The organism is Rhodovulum steppense, assembly GCF_004339675.1.
Taxonomy (GTDB): Bacteria; Pseudomonadota; Alphaproteobacteria; order Rhodobacterales; family Rhodobacteraceae; genus Rhodovulum; species Rhodovulum steppense.
This window is the reverse complement of record NZ_SLVM01000015.1, coordinates 15,199-31,196: the sequence shown is the minus strand read 5'-3', so window position 1 is coordinate 31,196 and position 15,998 is coordinate 15,199. Positions and strand designations below refer to the sequence as shown.

At 67.5% G+C, this 15,998-nt stretch carries 16 protein-coding genes; 7 read left to right on the top strand and 9 right to left on the bottom strand.

The window, feature by feature from the left end; genetic code table 11:
- Nucleotides 1-106 precede the first annotated feature (106 nt).
- Both EV216_RS11235 and EV216_RS11230 read right to left on the bottom strand, forming a co-directional pair.
- Nucleotides 107-1,096 (bottom strand): NAD(P)H-quinone oxidoreductase, encoded by a 990-nt coding sequence (locus EV216_RS11235; RefSeq protein ID WP_132695503.1) that lies wholly within the window; start codon nt 1,094-1,096, stop codon nt 107-109.
- 2 nt (nt 1,097-1,098) lie between these two features.
- A complete protein-coding gene (locus EV216_RS11230) occupies nt 1,099-1,806 on the bottom strand; it encodes a COQ9 family protein (RefSeq protein ID WP_207893999.1) in 708 nt (235 codons plus the stop codon).
- 112 nt (nt 1,807-1,918) lie between these two features.
- Here EV216_RS11230 and rpsU point away from each other — a divergent pair, with 112 nt between their 5' ends.
- Nucleotides 1,919-2,125 carry a 30S ribosomal protein S21 gene (gene rpsU, locus EV216_RS11225; protein ID WP_005614280.1) on the top strand — a complete coding sequence of 69 codons (207 nt, stop codon included), beginning with the start codon at nt 1,919-1,921 and terminating at the stop codon, nt 2,123-2,125.
- A 384-nt stretch (nt 2,126-2,509) separates the two neighbouring features.
- On the opposite strand, the gene EV216_RS11220 is transcribed toward rpsU, so the two are convergent.
- Nucleotides 2,510-3,160: a class II aldolase/adducin family protein gene (locus tag EV216_RS11220; RefSeq protein WP_132695501.1), complete on the bottom strand. Its 651-nt coding sequence runs from the start codon at nt 3,158-3,160 to the stop codon at nt 2,510-2,512.
- A 26-nt stretch (nt 3,161-3,186) separates the two neighbouring features.
- Complete coding sequence (locus EV216_RS11215; RefSeq protein WP_132695499.1) at nt 3,187-3,645, bottom strand: Lrp/AsnC family transcriptional regulator; 459 nt, start codon at nt 3,643-3,645, stop codon at nt 3,187-3,189.
- A gap of 137 nt (nt 3,646-3,782) precedes the next feature.
- On the opposite strand from EV216_RS11215, the gene ald reads away from it, so the two are divergent.
- Entirely contained in the window at nt 3,783-4,901 is a 1,119-nt protein-coding gene (gene ald / locus EV216_RS11210; RefSeq protein ID WP_132695497.1) for an alanine dehydrogenase, read from the top strand.
- Between the two features lie 37 nt (nt 4,902-4,938).
- On the opposite strand, the gene mscL is transcribed toward ald, so the two are convergent.
- Entirely contained in the window at nt 4,939-5,334 is a 396-nt protein-coding gene (gene mscL, locus EV216_RS11205; protein WP_132695495.1) for a large-conductance mechanosensitive channel protein MscL, read from the bottom strand.
- A gap of 147 nt (nt 5,335-5,481) precedes the next feature.
- Between mscL and EV216_RS11200 the strand changes: the two genes are divergently transcribed.
- Entirely contained in the window at nt 5,482-6,183 is a 702-nt protein-coding gene (locus EV216_RS11200) for a glutathione S-transferase N-terminal domain-containing protein (protein WP_132695596.1), read from the top strand.
- 157 nt (nt 6,184-6,340) lie between these two features.
- On the opposite strand, the gene EV216_RS11195 is transcribed toward EV216_RS11200, so the two are convergent.
- From EV216_RS11195 to EV216_RS11180, 4 genes are all read right to left on the bottom strand, one after another.
- Nucleotides 6,341-6,790 carry a YtoQ family protein gene (locus EV216_RS11195; protein ID WP_132695493.1) on the bottom strand — a complete coding sequence of 150 codons (450 nt, stop codon included), beginning with the start codon at nt 6,788-6,790 and terminating at the stop codon, nt 6,341-6,343.
- Nucleotides 6,791-6,800: 10 nt separating this feature from the next.
- Nucleotides 6,801-7,454, bottom strand: a complete 654-nt coding sequence (locus tag EV216_RS11190; RefSeq protein ID WP_132695491.1) for a phosphoribosyltransferase — start codon at nt 7,452-7,454, stop codon at nt 6,801-6,803.
- A gap of 26 nt (nt 7,455-7,480) precedes the next feature.
- A complete protein-coding gene (pheT, locus tag EV216_RS11185) occupies nt 7,481-9,880 on the bottom strand; it encodes a phenylalanine--tRNA ligase subunit beta (RefSeq protein ID WP_132695490.1) in 2,400 nt (799 codons plus the stop codon).
- 85 nt (nt 9,881-9,965) lie between these two features.
- Complete coding sequence (locus EV216_RS11180) at nt 9,966-10,910, bottom strand: LysR family transcriptional regulator (protein ID WP_132695488.1); 945 nt, start codon at nt 10,908-10,910, stop codon at nt 9,966-9,968.
- Between the two features lie 125 nt (nt 10,911-11,035).
- Here EV216_RS11180 and EV216_RS11175 point away from each other — a divergent pair, with 125 nt between their 5' ends.
- The 4 genes from EV216_RS11175 to EV216_RS11160 are packed head-to-tail and all read left to right on the top strand — an operon-like array spanning nt 11,036 to nt 15,990.
- Nucleotides 11,036-12,457 (top strand): form I ribulose bisphosphate carboxylase large subunit, encoded by a 1,422-nt coding sequence (locus EV216_RS11175; protein ID WP_132695486.1) that lies wholly within the window; start codon nt 11,036-11,038, stop codon nt 12,455-12,457.
- A 22-nt stretch (nt 12,458-12,479) separates the two neighbouring features.
- Nucleotides 12,480-12,836, top strand: coding sequence for a ribulose bisphosphate carboxylase small subunit (locus EV216_RS11170; protein ID WP_132695484.1), 357 nt, complete (start codon nt 12,480-12,482; stop codon nt 12,834-12,836).
- A gap of 55 nt (nt 12,837-12,891) precedes the next feature.
- The gene (locus tag EV216_RS11165) at nt 12,892-13,695 is read left to right on the top strand and encodes a CbbQ/NirQ/NorQ/GpvN family protein (protein ID WP_132695482.1); all 804 of its coding nucleotides are present in this window, start codon (nt 12,892-12,894) and stop codon (nt 13,693-13,695) included.
- 3 nt (nt 13,696-13,698) lie between these two features.
- Nucleotides 13,699-15,990 (top strand): nitric oxide reductase activation protein NorD, encoded by a 2,292-nt coding sequence (locus EV216_RS11160; RefSeq protein ID WP_132695480.1) that lies wholly within the window; start codon nt 13,699-13,701, stop codon nt 15,988-15,990.
- Nucleotides 15,991-15,998: the final 8 nt, after the last annotated feature.

The following is a 15,998-nucleotide window of genomic DNA, read 5'->3' as shown; positions in this document are numbered from 1 at the left end:
TTGGCACATTGGTCCATGCACCGCGTCGGCTGTGAGCAGGGAGATAGCGCGGTCGCAATACGGCCAGTCGGGCTGGGAATCAGACCATTTCTCAACCTCGGTCCGGTCAGGCCACCCTCAGCACGATCTTTCCGACATGGGCGCTGGATTCCATGCGGGCATGGGCGGCGGCGGCGTCATCCAGCGGGAACTCGCTGTCCATCACGGGCCGGACACGGCCCGCTGCGATCAGCGGCCAGACCTTGTCGCGCAACTCGTCGGCGATCCGCGCCTTGGCCAGATCGGATTGCGGACGCAGGGTGGAACCCGTGATCGTCAGCCGCCGCATCATCACCTGGGCGAAGTTCAACTCGACCTTCGACCCCTTGAGGAACGCGATCTGCACCAGCCGTCCCTCATCGGCCAGCGCGCGCACGTTCCTGGGCAGGTAGTCGCCCCCCACCATGTCGAGGATCAGGTCGGCGCCGCCCTCGGCGCGCAGGACCTCGGCGAAATCCTCCTCGCGGTAGTTGATCGCGCGCTCGGCGCCCAACGCCACACAGGCCGCGCATTTCTCGGCGCTTCCGGCGGTCGTGAAGACCCGCGCGCCGAAGACATGCGCCAACTGGATCGCGGTGGTCCCGATGCCCGACGACCCGCCATGGACCAGGAACCTCTCGCCCGCCTTGAGCCCGCCGCGCATGAAGACGTTGGACCAGACGGTGAAGAAGGTTTCGGGCAGGCAGGCGGCCTGTTCCAGGTCCAGCCCCTCGGGCACGGGCAGGGCATGGGCGGCGGGGGTGACGACGTATTCCGCGTATCCCCCACCCGGCAGCAGCGCGCAGACCTGATCGCCCACCGCGATACCCGCGACATCCGGGCCGATGGCCACCACCTCGCCCGCCCCTTCCAGACCGGGCAGGTCGGATGCCCAGGGCGGCGGCGCGTAAAGCCCCGCGCGTTGCAGCGCATCGGGCCGGTTGACGCCCGCATAGGCCAGCCGGATCAGGATCTCGCCCGCGCCGGGCACCGGCACCGGGCGGTCGGTCAGGCGCAGGACCTCGGGGCCGCCGGGTTCGGAAATCTCGACAGCGCGCATCGTGGCGGGAAGGGTCATGTTTACTCCGTGCGCGGCGACAGCCAACCCGGCATGCGATGGCGCGGTCGGGCATGGGGGGGCCTGATCTGGCGGGCGATGAAATCGGGACCGATCAGGAAGGGCTTGAGCAGCGGGTTCTTGCGCGCCTGCGCCTTTGCCTTCTCGACCTGCATCACATTGCCGATGCGGCGGTCGAGAAATTCCCAGGTCGCCTGTTCTCCGGGCGTCTCGTCCCCCAGCCAGTAAAGCACGGTCGAGCCGTAGACCGCGGCGAGCGAGGCGCGTTTCGTGTACCAGTTGACATCTTCCGAGACATCGCCCAGCGCCGTCCAGATCCGGTCGGCGGTGCCCCAGACCAGCCGCGAGCCTTCGGCGGCATGTTGCGGCAGGGCAAACAGCGTGGCACCGCGGCGCACCAGTTCCTTGTCCTCGGCCGCCTCGATCCGGTAGCGGATCGCCAGGCCCACCTTGTCGCGGATACGCATCTCGGTCAGGTCGGTGCGGTGAAGATGCTGCACCATCAGGTCGTCGCCGCGCCGGTGGAACGCCGCGGCCAGATCGACGGCCCCCCGCGGACAGGCGGCGCGGGCCATCTGCGGCTCGATTCCGGCATCCGAGATGGCGGCGCGAAAGGCGGCCTCGCTCCAGCCGTCGAAGGGCACATGCATCAGCGCCGCGTCGAGAAGCTGATCCCTGATCTGTTCCATGCCGGTCGGCGTGTCGGTCATCGCTTGGCCTCCATGTTGCCGGGGCGGTCTATAGACAAGTTAGCGGTGCTTTGCTATAGGACCACCTCCTGCTGACGAAGGCAACTCTAACAAGGAAGGTGGTGACAACCACATGCAGGTAAGCGTTCGCGACAACAATGTCGATCAGGCACTTCGTGCGCTGAAGAAAAAGCTTCAGCGCGAGGGCGTGTTCCGGGAAATGAAGCTCAAGCAGCATTTCGAGAAACCGTCCGAGAAGAAGGCGCGCGAGAAGGCCGAGGCCATCCGCCGTGCCCGGAAGCTGGCGCGCAAGAAAGCCCAGCGCGAAGGGCTTCTGTAAGTCCCGACGACATGCGAACGGGGGCTTCGGCCCCGGTACGACGACCCCCGAGGCTCCGGCCCGGGGGTTTTTCGTTTCCGGGACTCCGGGCTGCGGCGGAAATCGGAATTCCATCGGAATTCCATCGGACTTTCATCGGACCTTTTGCCCGACTCGTCGCCGGTCACGCGGCGGGGTCGGGACGGGCGAGGCAAGCCCCCGGCCCCGGCGCGACGGCCCGACGACCAGGTGGCGCAGGATACCGTCCGTCCGGAAATCGGGCCGGACCCGGTCCGGATGCCGGACGCACGGAAAGGACGACTGCCCGGCGCGGGCGCGGCGGCGCATTTCCGGAGCGGCGGGCGCCCTGAAACCGGCAAGATCGCGGCCGATGCGGCCCCGGGTTCAGTCCTGTCCACCCTGCCCGTAGCCCGCGCTGAACTGCGCGACCGCCTCGGCCAGTTGCGCGTCGCTCAGAAGCGGCGGGTCGCCCAGTTGCAGCGCGCCGTGATACTGGCGGGCCAGCGCCTCGACCTCGACGGCGAGCCACATGGCGCGGTCCAGCGTCGCCTCGGCCGCGATCATGCCGTGATGGGCCATCAGGCAGGCCTTGCGCCCCTCCATCGCCTCGATCACGGCATCCGACAGCGCCTGCGTGCCGAAGGTTTCATAGCGCGCGCAGCGGATGGTGCCGCCCCCTGCCGCGGCGATCATGTAATGCACCGCGGGGATCTCCCTGTGCAGGATCGCCAGCGTCGTGCAGTAGGGCGCATGCGCATGGACCACGGCGCCCAGATCGGGGCGGCGGGCCAGGATGTCGCGGTGAAAGCGCCATTCGGACGAGGGCTTGCGGTCCCCATGCGCCGTGCCGTCCATGTCGAGAAAGACGATATCCTCGGGCGTCATGTCCTCGTAGGGGATGGAACTGGGCGTGATGAGCAGCCCGTCATGGTGGCGCAGGCTGATATTGCCGGAACTGCCCTGGTTCAGCCCGACCGCGTTCATCCTGAGGCACGCGGCGATGATCGCCTTGCGCTTGTCCTTGTCCTTGCCCATCGCAGCCTCCATCCGGTTTGCCCCCCCTATAGCGGCAGGGCGGTGGTCTTGAACACTGTCCTGAGTGCGAAAGATGACTGCATCCGCGCCACGCCGGGCAGGCGGGTCAGGTGCTGGCGGTGGATGCGGGCGAAATCCTCGCTGTCCTCGGCCACGATCTTGAGCAGGTAATCGGCGCTGCCCGCCATCAGGTGGCATTCCAGCACGTCGGGCACCCGGGCGACGGCCTTCTCGAACGCCTCCAGCACCTCGTCGGCCTGACCCGAAAGCGTGATCTCGACAAAGACCGTGGTGGGGAGGTCGACCTTGCGCGGGTCCAGAAGGGCAACGTAATCGCGGATGAAGCCCTCGCGTTCCAGCCGGGCGACGCGGCGGTGACAGGCCGAGGGCGAGAGGTTCACCCGCTCGCTCAGATCGGCATTCGAGATGCGGCCCTCTTTCTGAAGCACCCGCAAGAGGCGCCGGTCGGTGTCGTCAAGCTGCATGCGCGTGAAAGATCCTTCGCGTTTTGCGGGCAATCTTGCACGGTTCTGCCGCGAAATCACGCGGGAAAGGGGGTGGATTTCGATGCATTCCCCCGCTGGCTGCGGCATTCTGGGCGCGGCAAGAGGGAGGACAGACCATGCGTATCGGATGCCCGAGGGAGATCAAGCCGCAGGAATACCGCGTCGGGCTGACGCCGGACGCCGCGCGCGAAGCGGTGGCCCATGGCCATGAGGTGCTGGTGGAACAGGGCGCGGGGCTGGGCGCGGGCTTTGCGGATGCCGATTACCGGGCGGCGGGGGCGATGCTGGCGGAGACGGCCGAAGAGGTCTTTGCCCGCGCAGATCTGGTCGTGAAGGTCAAGGAGCCGCAGGCGGGCGAACGCAGGCTGCTGCGCGCGGGGCAGGTTCTGTTCACCTATCTGCATCTTGCCCCCGATCCCGACCAGACCCGCGACCTGCTGGACAGCGGCGTGACCGCCATCGCCTATGAAACGGTGACCGATGCGGGCGGCGGGCTGCCGCTTCTGGCGCCGATGTCCGAGGTGGCGGGGCGGCTCGCGCCGCAGGTCGGCGCCTGGGCGCTGCAAAAGGCCAATGGCGGGCGCGGCGTGCTGATGGGCGGCGTGCCGGGGGTGGGTCCGGCCGAGGTGGTGGTGATCGGCGGCGGCGTGGTCGGAACCCATGCAGCAAGGATCGCGGCCGGGATGGGGGCCGAGGTGACGGTGCTGGACCGGTCGCTGGCGCGGCTGCGCTATCTCGACGACGCCTTCGGGCCGCTGATGCGCACGCGCTATTCTTCGGGCGGGGCGCTGGGGGAATTGCTGGAACGGGCCGACATGGTGGTGGGCGCGGTGCTGATCCCCGGCGCCGCGGCGCCGAAGCTGGTGTCCTGCGCCGACCTGGCCCGCATGAAACCCGGCGCGGTGCTGGTCGATGTGGCGATCGACCAGGGCGGCTGTTTCGAAACCTCGCACGCCACGACGCATCAGGCGCCGATCTACGAGGTGGACGGGGTCGTGCATTACTGCGTGGCCAACATGCCCGGCGCGGTGCCGCGCAGCTCGACCCTGGCGCTGGGCAATGCGACGATGCCCTTCCTGCTGGCGCTGGCGGACAAGGGCTGGCGGCGGGCCTGCGAGGAGGATCCGCACCTGCTGGCCGGGCTGAACGCCCATTCGGGGCATCTGACCTGCTATGGCGCGGGCAAGGCGCAGGGCATCGACGTGCTGTCGCCGCATCTGGCGCTGCGGGTCTGAGTCGCCCCCCGGACGGTGCCGGGCGCCCCGGCCGGGCTCAGCCGCGCGCCTTCAGCGCGTCGCGGATCTCGATCAGCAACTCTTCCTGGCTGGGGCCGGGCGGCGGCGCGGCGGCTTTCTCGGCCTTGATCGCCATCTCCTTGACCCGGTTCACGCCCTTGACCAACAGGAAGACGACCCAGGCGATGATCAGGAAATTGATCAGCGCGGTGATGAACTTGCCATAGGCGAAGACGCCCGCATTGTCGCCCTCGCCGACCCTGAGGGCGAGCCCCGAGAAATCGACGCCGCCGATGAACAGCCCGATGATCGGGTTGATCATGTCCTCGACCAGCGAGGTGACAATGGCGGTGAATGCCGCCCCGATGATGATGCCCACGGCCATGTCCATGACATTGCCCCGGGCGATGAAATCACGAAATTCCTTCAGCATGTGTGCTCCACCGGAAATGGTACATCCGTCCCTCTGCCGTCCTTCGCGCGACAGATGGAAAAGCGTAACACGCGCCCCGCCCGGCCCTGTTGCAATTTTTTCCCCGGACCCCGACAAGACCGGGGAATGACCGCGCCGGAGGACCCGATGACGACGCTTGCCGATTTTCCCGTGACGAAACGCTGGCCGCCCCGCGATCCGCGGGCGATCCAGCTTTATTCCTACCCCACGCCGAACGGGGTCAAGGTGTCTATCATGCTCGAGGAAACCGGCCTGCCCTATGACGCGCACCGGGTCGACATCACTGCGGGCGACCAGATGACCGGGGCCTTCCTGTCGCTCAACCCCAACAACAAGATCCCCGCGATCATCGACCCCGAGGGGCCGGACGGCGCGCCCATGGCGCTGTTCGAAAGCGGGGCGATCCTGATCTACCTGGCCGAGAAGACCGGACAGTTCCTGCCCACCGCCCCGCGCGCCCGCCACGAGGTGCTGCAATGGCTGATGTTCCAGATGGGCGGCGTCGGGCCGATGTTCGGGCAGATGGGGTTCTTCGTCAAGTTCAAGGGCACCGAGATCGAGGATCCGCGCCCGCGCGAGCGCTATGTCGCGGAAAGCCGGCGCCTGCTGACGGTGCTGGACAGGCGGATGGAGGGGCGCGCCTGGATCTGCGGCGACTATTCCATCGCCGATATCGCCCTCCTGCCCTGGCTGCGCAACCTGCTGGTCGGCTATGAGGCGGGCGACCTGGTCGGTTGGACCGACTTCGCCAACCTGCACGCCTGGCTCGACCGCTTCCTCGCCCGCCCGGCGGTGCAGCGCGGGCTGGTCCAGCCGCCGCGGGCGTGACGCATCCCCCCTGCCCCGACCGGCGGCGCTGCGGCACCCGCAGGATCCGGGTATTTTCGCCAAGAAGAAGACCGAAGGACCTGTTCTCCTTCTTCTGGCCGGAAATATCCCGGGGGGAGTCCGCAAGGACGGGGGGCAGCGCGCCCCTGCCCCGACCTCAGCCCGGCAAGATGCCGGTCAGGACGTAGCGCAGGATCTGCACGACCTGTTCGGGATGCTCGGCCACTGCCAGGGCGGCGGCGTCCACCTCCTTGAGCGCGTGGGCGTGTTCGGGGCCGTGCAGCACGATCAGCGACTTGCCGAGCGCCGCGGCAAAGCCCGCATCGAAGGCCGCGTTCCACTGCCTGTATTGCTCGCCGAAGCGGACCACCACGATATCGGCATCCGCGATCCCCTTGCGGGTGCGGATCGCGTTGAGCCTGGCGCCCTTGTGGTCGTGCCAGACCTTCTTGTCCTCCGGCCCCAGGATCGCCACGCCGCAATCGTCGCTGGCGGCGTGATCGGTCACCGGGGCGTCGAAGACCACGTCCAGACCCGTTGCGCCCGCGACGATCCGCTCGCGCCAGTCGGTGTGGATTTCGCCCGAAAGATACACCCTCAACGTCATCCCTGCCCTCCTATCGCTGGTCCTCAGCCGCCCAGGCGGCGCGCAGCATCTGCACGACCTCGTCATCCTCGACCTGGTCGAACTGCCTGTAATGGAAACCGACGGCGCGGAAGTCGCGCGGCGCCTCGAGGAAGAACAGCCGGTCGGTCATGCCGCGCATCTGCCAGATCGTTTCCTGCGGGCCGACGGGCACGGCAAGCCAGGTCTCGATCGGGCCGCGCTTGCGCAGCGCCTGCAGCACGGCGCGCATGGTCGCGCCGGTGGCGATGCCGTCATCGACCACGATCGCCGTGCGGCCCGCGATCTTCTGCGGCGGGCGGTCGCCCAGATAGAGCGCGCGGCGGGCGGCGATCTCGGCCAGCTTGCGCTCGACCTCGGGGGCGAAATCGGCGGGGGTGAGGCCGGTCATGGCCAGAACGTCGCTGTTGAACACCACCTCGCGGGCATTGCCGTCCACGACCGCGCCCGCGGCCAGTTCGGGATTGCCCGGCATGCCGATCTTGCGCACGAAGGCCAGGTCCAGCGGCGCGCCCAGCGCCCGGGCGATCGGCAGCGCCACCGGCACCCCACCGCGCGGCAGGGCCAGCACCAGCGGGTTTTCGGGCGCCGCCTCGGCGAGTTTCTCGGCCAGGCGGTGCCCGGCCTCGGTGCGGTTCTCGAACATCGCGCGTGTCCCCCTGCCCTGTCGGTCTAGCCCCGCAGCGTGCCGCCGGTCGCCTTTTCGACCTTCTCGACGATCCTGCGGCTGACCGCCTCGATCTCGTCCTCGGTCAGCGTGCGGTCCACCGGTTGCAGCCGCACGGTGATGGCGAGCGATTTCCTGCCCGCGCCGAGGCTGCCGCCGATGAATTCGTCGAAGACGCGGACCTCCTCGATCAGGGCCTTGTCGGCGCCCGCGGCGGCGTTGACCACGTTCAGCGCCTCGACCCGGGCATCCAGCACGAAGGCGAAATCGCGTTCCACCGCCTGGAAGTCGGACACGCCCAGCGCGTCGCGCGTGGCGCCCGTCTTGCGCGGGAAGGGCGGTTCCTCAAGCCAGATCGCGAAGGCCATGGCCGGGCCCTTGACGTCCATCGCGCGCAGGACCTTGGGGTGCAGCTCGCCATAGACGGCCAGCACCTTCTTCGGGCCGAGGCAGATCATGCCATGCCGTCCCGGGTGCCACCAGCCCGGGGCGCCGCGCAGGATCTGCGCGCGGGCGGGCGCGCCGATGGCGGCCAGCACGGCCTCGCAATCGGCCTTGGCGTCGTAGATGTCGACCGGGCGGCGCGAGCCATGGGGGTCGCGCGGTCCGGCCTGGCCGACCAGCAGGCCGGTCGCCAGCAGGTGCTGCTCGCCCGGTTCGGCGCCGTGAAATGCGGGGCCGATCTCGAACAGCGCCAGATCGGCGAAGCCGCGGGCCTGGTTGCGGGCGGCGGCCTGCAACAGGCCGGGCAGCAGCGCGGGGCGCATGTGGCTCATCTCGCTGGAGATCGGGTTCTCCAGCGCGGTGGCGTCATCGCCGCCGCCGAACAGCGCGGCCGAGGCCTTGTCGATGAAGGAATAGGTGACGCATTCGTTGTAGCCGAGCGCGGCACAGCTGCGCCGGGCGGCGGCTTCGCGTTTCTGCAGCGGCGTCAGGATGCCGCTGGGCACGCCGAGATGGCTGCGCGGCAGCGGCTTGCCCACCAGTTTCGTCAGCGAGGCGACGCGGGCGACTTCCTCGACCAGATCGGCCTCGCCCAGCACGTCGGGCCGCCAGGAGGGAACATGGGCCATGTCGCCCGCAAGCCGGAAGCCCAGCGCGGTCAGCGTGGCGCGCTGGTCCTCGGCCGGGATGTCCATGCCGACGAGGCGGGCCACGCGGTCGGTGTCCAGCCGGTAGGCGCGGGCGGTGTCGGGGGCGGCGCCATCGGCCATCACCTCGGACGGCTCGCCGCCGCAAAGCTCAAGGATCATCCGGGTGGCGGCCTCGAGCCCGGGCAGGGTATGGGCCGGGTCCACGCCGCGTTCGAAACGGTAGCGGGCGTCCGAATTGATGCGCAGCGCGCGGCCGGTCGCGGCGATGGTGATCGGATCCCACCAGGCGCTTTCGAGGAAGACGTTCACCGTGGCCTCGGTCACGCCACTATGCGTGCCGCCCATCACGCCGGCGATGCTTTCGGGGCCGGCCTCGTCGGAAATGACCATCATGCCGGGGGCGAAGGTGTAGTCCTTGTCGTCCAGCGCGGTCAGCGTCTCGCCGCCCGCGGCCGGGTGGATGCGCAACCCGCCCCTGACGATATCGGCGTCGAAGACATGCAGCGGGCGGTTCTGGTCATAGGTGAAGAAGTTCGTGATATCGACCAGCGCCGAGATCGGGCGCAGGCCGATCGCCTTGAGCCGGTCCTGAAGCCATTGCGGGCTGGGGCCGTTCGTCACGCCGCGGATCAGGCGGCCGGTGAAATGCGGGCAGCCCTTGTCGCGAAGCGCGGGGTCGATGGTGACGGGGATCGGGCAGGGGAGGGTGCCCGGGACGGGGTCGACGGCGAGCGGTTTCAGCCGCCCGATGCCGCGGGCGGCAAGGTCGCGGGCGATGCCGTGGACGCCCAGCGCGTCGGGGCGGTTGGGGGTGATGGCGATCTCGATCACCGGATCGACGCGGGCGGGGTCGTTTGCCGCCAGCCAGTCGGTGAATTTCTGGCCGACCTCGCCCGAGGGCAGTTCGATGATGCCGTCATGTTCCTCGGAAAGTTCCATCTCGCGTTCGGAACACATCATGCCGTGGCTTTCGACGCCGCGGATCCTGCCGACCTGGATGATCGTGTCGATGCCGGGAATGTAGGTGCCGGGATGGGCCACGACGACGGTGATGCCCTCGCGGGCATTGGGGGCGCCGCAGACGATCTGGGTCTCGCCCTGCCCGGTCGCGACCTGGCAGACGCGCAGGCGGTCGGCATCGGGGTGCTTTTCGGCCCGGAGCACCTTGCCGATGGTGAATTCCTCGAGCTTCACGGCCGGGTTCTCGACCCCTTCGACCTCGAGGCCGAGATCGGTCAGCGCGTGGAGGATGTCGTCGAGGGTCGCCTCGGTCTCGAGGTGGTCCTTGAGCCAGGAGAGGGTGAATTTCATCGCTTTGGGGCCTGTCCAGGGTCGCCGGTTGGGCCTGTCTCTAGCCCAAAGGCCGGGGCGGGGAAAGGGGCTGGGCGCGCGGGGGTCAGGCGGTCGCCACCGCCGGCAGCGCGGGGGGCAGTTCGGGGCCGGCCTCGACCGCGGCGCGGGCATTGGCGACGAGGTGATCCATGAACGCCTCGGCCGCGACCGAGAGATGCTTGCCGCGCGGATAGGCGACCTGCCATTGCCGCATCAGCGGGAAACCGGCAAGGTCCAGCACCTTGAGCACGCCGGTCTGCCCCTCCAGCGCGAGGGTGTCGCGCGACAGCATGGCAAGCCCCAGCCCGCCGATCACCGCCTGCTTGATCGCCTCGTTGCTGCCCAGTTCCATCCGCATCGGCAGCATCAGCCCGCGCGCGCGGAAGAAGCGTTCGGCGGCAAGCCTTGTGCCCGAGCCCGGTTCGCGCAGGATGAAGGTTTCCAGCGCCACCCGTTCGGGGGCGATGTTGCGCTCGGCGACCAGCGGGTGATCGTAGCGGGCGACCGCGACGATGGGGTTGTCGGCAATCGCGGTGGCGATCACGTCCAGCCCGTCGGGCACGGAGCCCAGAACGCAGAGATCGTCCTCGCTGGCGGCGAGCCGTTCCAGCATGGCCTGGCGGTTGGTGACGGTCAGCGCGACCTCGATGCCGGGATTGCGGGTGCAGAAATCGCCCAGCAGCCGGGGCATGAAATATTGCGCGGTGGACACGATGGCGAGGCGCAGCCGCCCCTCGCGCAGCCCGCGCATGTCGGCCAGCCGCATCTTCATCCGCTCCATCCCTTCGAGCGTCTCGCGCGCGCCTTCCAGCACGACGCGGCCCGCATCGGTCAGGAACATCCGCTTGCCCACCCGGTCGAGCAATACCATGCCCAGCCGGTCCTCGAGCTGGCGGACCTGGGCGAAGACGGCGGGCTGGGTCAGGTTCAGCTCCTCCGCGGCGCGGGTATAGCTTTCATGCCGGGCGACGGCCTGGAAGACGCGGAACTGGCGGATGGTGACGGGCATAGATCATAAGCTTTCGTCTATTCCATGAATAACAACTATTCATTTTTACATAGTCACACAAGCCGCCATAGTGCCCCGGACCCGACTCGGATCGGGGGAGACGGATCATTCGCGGAGGAGGCACCATGTCTGCCAAGAAATACGATGCCGGTGTGAAGGAATACCGGTCCACCTATTGGGAACCCGATTACAAAGTGAAGGACAGCGACGTTCTGGCCGTGTTCAAGGTGATCCCGCAGCCCGGCGTGGACCGCGAGGAAGCCGCCGCGGCGGTCGCGGCCGAAAGCTCGACCGGCACATGGACCACTGTCTGGACCGACCTTCTGACCGATCTGGACTATTACAAGGGCCGCGCCTACGCGATCGAGGACGTGCCCGGCAGCGATGACGCCTTCTATGCCTTCATCGCCTATCCGATGGACCTGTTCGAGGAAGGCTCGGTCGTCAACGTCTTCACCTCGATCGTGGGCAACGTGTTCGGCTTCAAGGCGGTGCGCTCGCTGCGCCTGGAGGACGTGCGCTTCCCGCTGTGGTTCGTGATGACCTGCTTCGGCCCGCCCCACGGCATCCAGGTCGAGCGCGACAAGCTGGACAAGTATGGCCGCCCGATGCTGGGCTGCACGATCAAGCCGAAACTGGGCCTGTCGGCCAAGAATTACGGCCGGGCCGTCTATGAATGCCTGCGCGGCGGTCTGGACTTCACCAAGGATGACGAGAACGTCAACAGCCAGCCCTTCATGCGCTGGCGCGACCGCTTCGATTTCTGCCAGGAAGCCATCGAGAAGGCCGAGATCGAGACCGGCGAGCGCAAGGGTCACTACATGAACGTGACCGCGCCGACCATGGAAGAGGTCTACAAGCGCGCCGAATACGCCAAGGAGATCGGCACGCCGATCATCATGTCGGACTACCTGACGCTGGGCTGGGCCGCGCATAACTCGCTGTCGAAATGGTGCCGGGACAACGGGCTGCTGCTGCATGTCCACCGCGCCATGCATGCGGTGATGGACCGCAACCCGAACCACGGGATCAACTTTCGCGTGCTGACCAAGCTGCTGCGCCTGCTGGGTGGCGACCACCTGCATTCGGGCACCGTCGTCGGCAAGCTGGAAGGCGACCGCGAGGCGACGCTGGGCTGGATCGACCTGATGCGCGACCGCTACATCAAGGAAGACCGTTCGCGCGGCATCTTCTTCGATCAGGACTGGGGCGGGATGCCGGGGCTGTTCCCGGTGGCCTCGGGCGGGATCCATGTCTGGCACATGCCGGCGCTGGTCTCGATCTTCGGCAACGACTCGGTGCTGCAATTCGGCGGCGGCACGCTGGGCCATCCCTGGGGCAACGCGGCCGGGGCCGCGGCCAACCGCGTGGCGCTGGAAGCCTGCGTGCAGGCCCGCAACGAGGGCCGCGAGATCGAGAAGGAAGGCAAGGACATCCTGATCGCCGCCGCCCAGCACAGCCCCGAACTGAAGATCGCCATGGAGACTTGGAAAGAGATCAAGTTCGAGTTCGACACCGTGGACAAGCTGGACACCCAGCACCGCTGATCGCCCGAAGGGAGAGAGAGAAATGAGCAAGGTTCAGGACTACAATTCGCGGCTGTCGGATCCCGCAAGCCGCAAGATGGGCACCTTTTCCTACCTGCCGCCGATGGATGACGCACAGATCCGCAAGCAGGTGGAATGGATCGTGAAGCATGGCTGGAACCCGGCCATCGAGCACACCGAGCCGGAATACGCGATGTCGAATTTCTGGTACATGTGGAAGCTGCCGATGTTCGGGGAAACCGATGTCGACGTGATCCTGGCCGAACTGAAGGCCTGCCACGAGGCGAACCCGGACAACCATGTCCGCCTGATCGGCTACAACAATTTCAGCCAGAGCCAGGGCGCCAACATGGTGGTCTATCGCGGCACGCCGGTCTGATGCACCCTTGCCCGCCGCGTGACCTGCGCGGCGGGCATCCCCCTGGGAGGCGAGTATGAAGGACATGATCGAACAGTACCGCGTGACGGCCGAACCCTATTACCGGCCCGTCGCAAACGAGGTCGAGATGTTCGAGGCGGCCTATGCCGCCAAGATGCCGGTGATGCTGAAAGGCCCCACGGGCTGCGGCAAGACCCGCTTTGTCGAGCACATGGCCTGGAAGCTGGGCAAGCCGCTGGTCACGGTGGCCTGCAACGAGGACATGACCGCCTCGGACATCGTGGGCCGGTTCCTGCTGGATGCCGATGGCACGCGCTGGCAGGACGGACCGCTGACCTTTGCCGCGCGGCACGGGGCGATCTGTTACCTGGACGAAATCGTCGAGGCCCGCCAGGACACGACCGTGGTGATCCACCCGCTGACCGACAACCGCCGCGTCCTTCCCCTTGAGAAGAAAGGGGAATTGCTGCGCGCGCATCCGGATTTCCACCTCGTCATCAGCTACAACCCGGGCTACCAGAGCCTGATGAAGGACCTGAAACAGTCCACCAAGCAACGCTTCGGCGCGCTGGATTTCAACTATCCCGCCCACGGGGTCGAGGTCGAGATCGTCGCCCATGAATCGGGTATCGAGGCGAAGGACGCCGACAAGCTGGTGTCGATCGCGGAACGCGCGCGCAACCTCAAGGGGCACGGGCTGGACGAGGGGATTTCCACGCGCATGCTGATCCATGCCGGGTCGCTGATGGCGCAGGGCATCCCGGCGGTGGCCGCCTGCCAGATGGCGCTTGTCCGTCCCATCACCGACGACCCGGACATGCGCGACGCGCTGGATGCGGCCGTCTCGACCTATTTCTAGGCCATGGCCACGCTCGCCGATTTCGCCGACCTGACCGCCGAGCTGGACGAGGCCCAGCGCGCGATCCTCGACCAGTGCTGGCCCGACGCGATCCGGGTGCTGTCGCCGCGGGGGCTGGACAACTGGCTGAAGGGGGCGGTGGCGCTGGGCCATATGGGGCGCGGCGATCATATCGTGCGCACCTGGATCGAGGTGGTCCCGACGCTCGCCCGCGACCTGGGCGAGGACATCATCCCCGATTTCGCCCAGACCCTGCTGGGCTTTGCCTCGCGCACCTCCGGCGCGGTGATCGAGCGGGTGATCGCGACCGCGCCCGTCGCCTCGCGCCGGTTGTCGGACCCGGACCTGTTCCGCGCCTATCTGCAATTGCTGAACCAGTTGCTTGCCCAGGCGCCGCGCGGGTTGCGCCCGATGCTGGAGCATCTGGAGGATTTGCTGGATGTGCTGACCCTTGGCGGGTTGCGCCGCTGGGCGAATTGGGGCGCGCAGGCGCATCGCACGAATTTCGAGGAACTCACGCGCTATTTCGGCCTTGAAAGCGCGGAATCGCAGGCCGTGCTGCAAAAGGAACGCAAGGGCACGCTGTTCGTCGATATCCACCGCCGGATCGGGATGTATCTGCGCGCACTCTGGGGACGGGATTTCCTGATGCGCCCCACCGCGGGCGATTTCGAAAGCCGCGAGGGGGCGCGCCCCTTCATCGCGGACTGGTTCCTGCACCTGCCGGATGCCTATGACGACTGGAACGGGGTTGCGGGGCTGGATCTGTACCGCGCCGCGGCCGCCCATGCCGCGGCTCATGTGGTTGCGACGACGGCCGCGATCCAGGGCGACGGGCTGAACGCGCTGCAACAGGCCTGTATCGGGCTGATCGAGGATGCGCGGGTGGAAATGCTGGCCATCGCGCGCTTTCCCCGCCTGCGCGATCTGTGGCGGCAGTTCCACGCGCCCACGGATGACGGGTCGATGGGCGCGCAGTTCGACCGGATCGCGCTGGCCCTGCTGGACCCCGATTGGCCGACCGAGGATCCGCTGGCACTCTGGGTGCGGGAGCGGATCCCCGGGGCCGAACTGTCGGATTCTAGCATGTCCCGCGATCTGGGGCTGGAGCTTGCCCATCGGCTGCGCGACCGGCCCTATTCCGCGTATCGCGACGTTCAGGGTGCGCCCTATCGCGACGACAACCGCTATGTCTGGGAATTCGAAGAAATCGACTGGGACAAGGGATTTGCGCAGGCCCCGGAACAGGTTCGCAAATATGTCTCGCTGATGGAGATGGTGAACGAGGTCGAGGTCGAGACCGCGGGCGAGGATGCACAGGAAATCTGGGTCGCCGAGAACGAGTTGTTCGACGATGACGGCATTTCCTTCAACGAGAAGGAGGGCAAGGAGCCCGTCGCGGCGCCGGTCTTCTATGACGAGTTCGACTATCAGATCCAGATGAACCGCCCGGCCTGGGCGACCGTTCTGGAAAAGCGCCCGCGGCTGGGCGATCCGTCCGAGATCGACGCGATCCTGGCCGAGAACCGCAAGCTGACCCAGCGGATGCGCCACCTGCTGGACGCGATGCAGCCGCAGGGCGTGCAGCGCATCCGCAAGCTGGAGGATGGCGACGAGATCGACATCAATGCCGCCTTGCAGGCGATGGTCGATATCCGCATGGGCCAGCAGCCCGATCCGCGGGTGATGATGCGTTCGGTGCGCAAGGTCCGCGACATTGCGGTGATGACGCTGCTGGACCTGTCGGAATCGACCAATGATCCGGTGGCGGGGCAGGATCAGACCGTGCTGGACCTGACCCGGTCCGCGACCGTGCTGCTGGCCGAAGCCATTCACAAGGTGGGCGATGCCTTTGCGCTGCACGGGTTCTGTTCGGACGGGCGGCACAATGTCTTCTACCAGCGCTACAAGGATTTCGATCAGCCTTGGGGCGAGATGCCCAAGGCGCGGCTGGCGGGGATGCGGGGGCAGTTGTCCACCCGCATGGGTGCCGCGATCCGCCATGCGGGCGCGCATCTGAACCGGGTGGCGGCCAACAAGAAGCTGATGCTGGTCATCACCGACGGGGCGCCGGCCGATATCGACGCGCGCGATCCGCAATATCTGCGCCAGGACGCCCGCGCCGCGGTGCAGGAGGTGGCGCGGATGGGCGTTATCCCGTTCTGCCTGACGCTCGATCCGCGCGCCGATCAGTATGTGGCGCAGATCTTCGGGCAGCGGAACTATCTGGTGCTTGAGAATGTCGAGCGCCTGCCCGAGCGTCTGCCGATGCTTTACGCCGGTCTGACAAGATAGACCCCGCC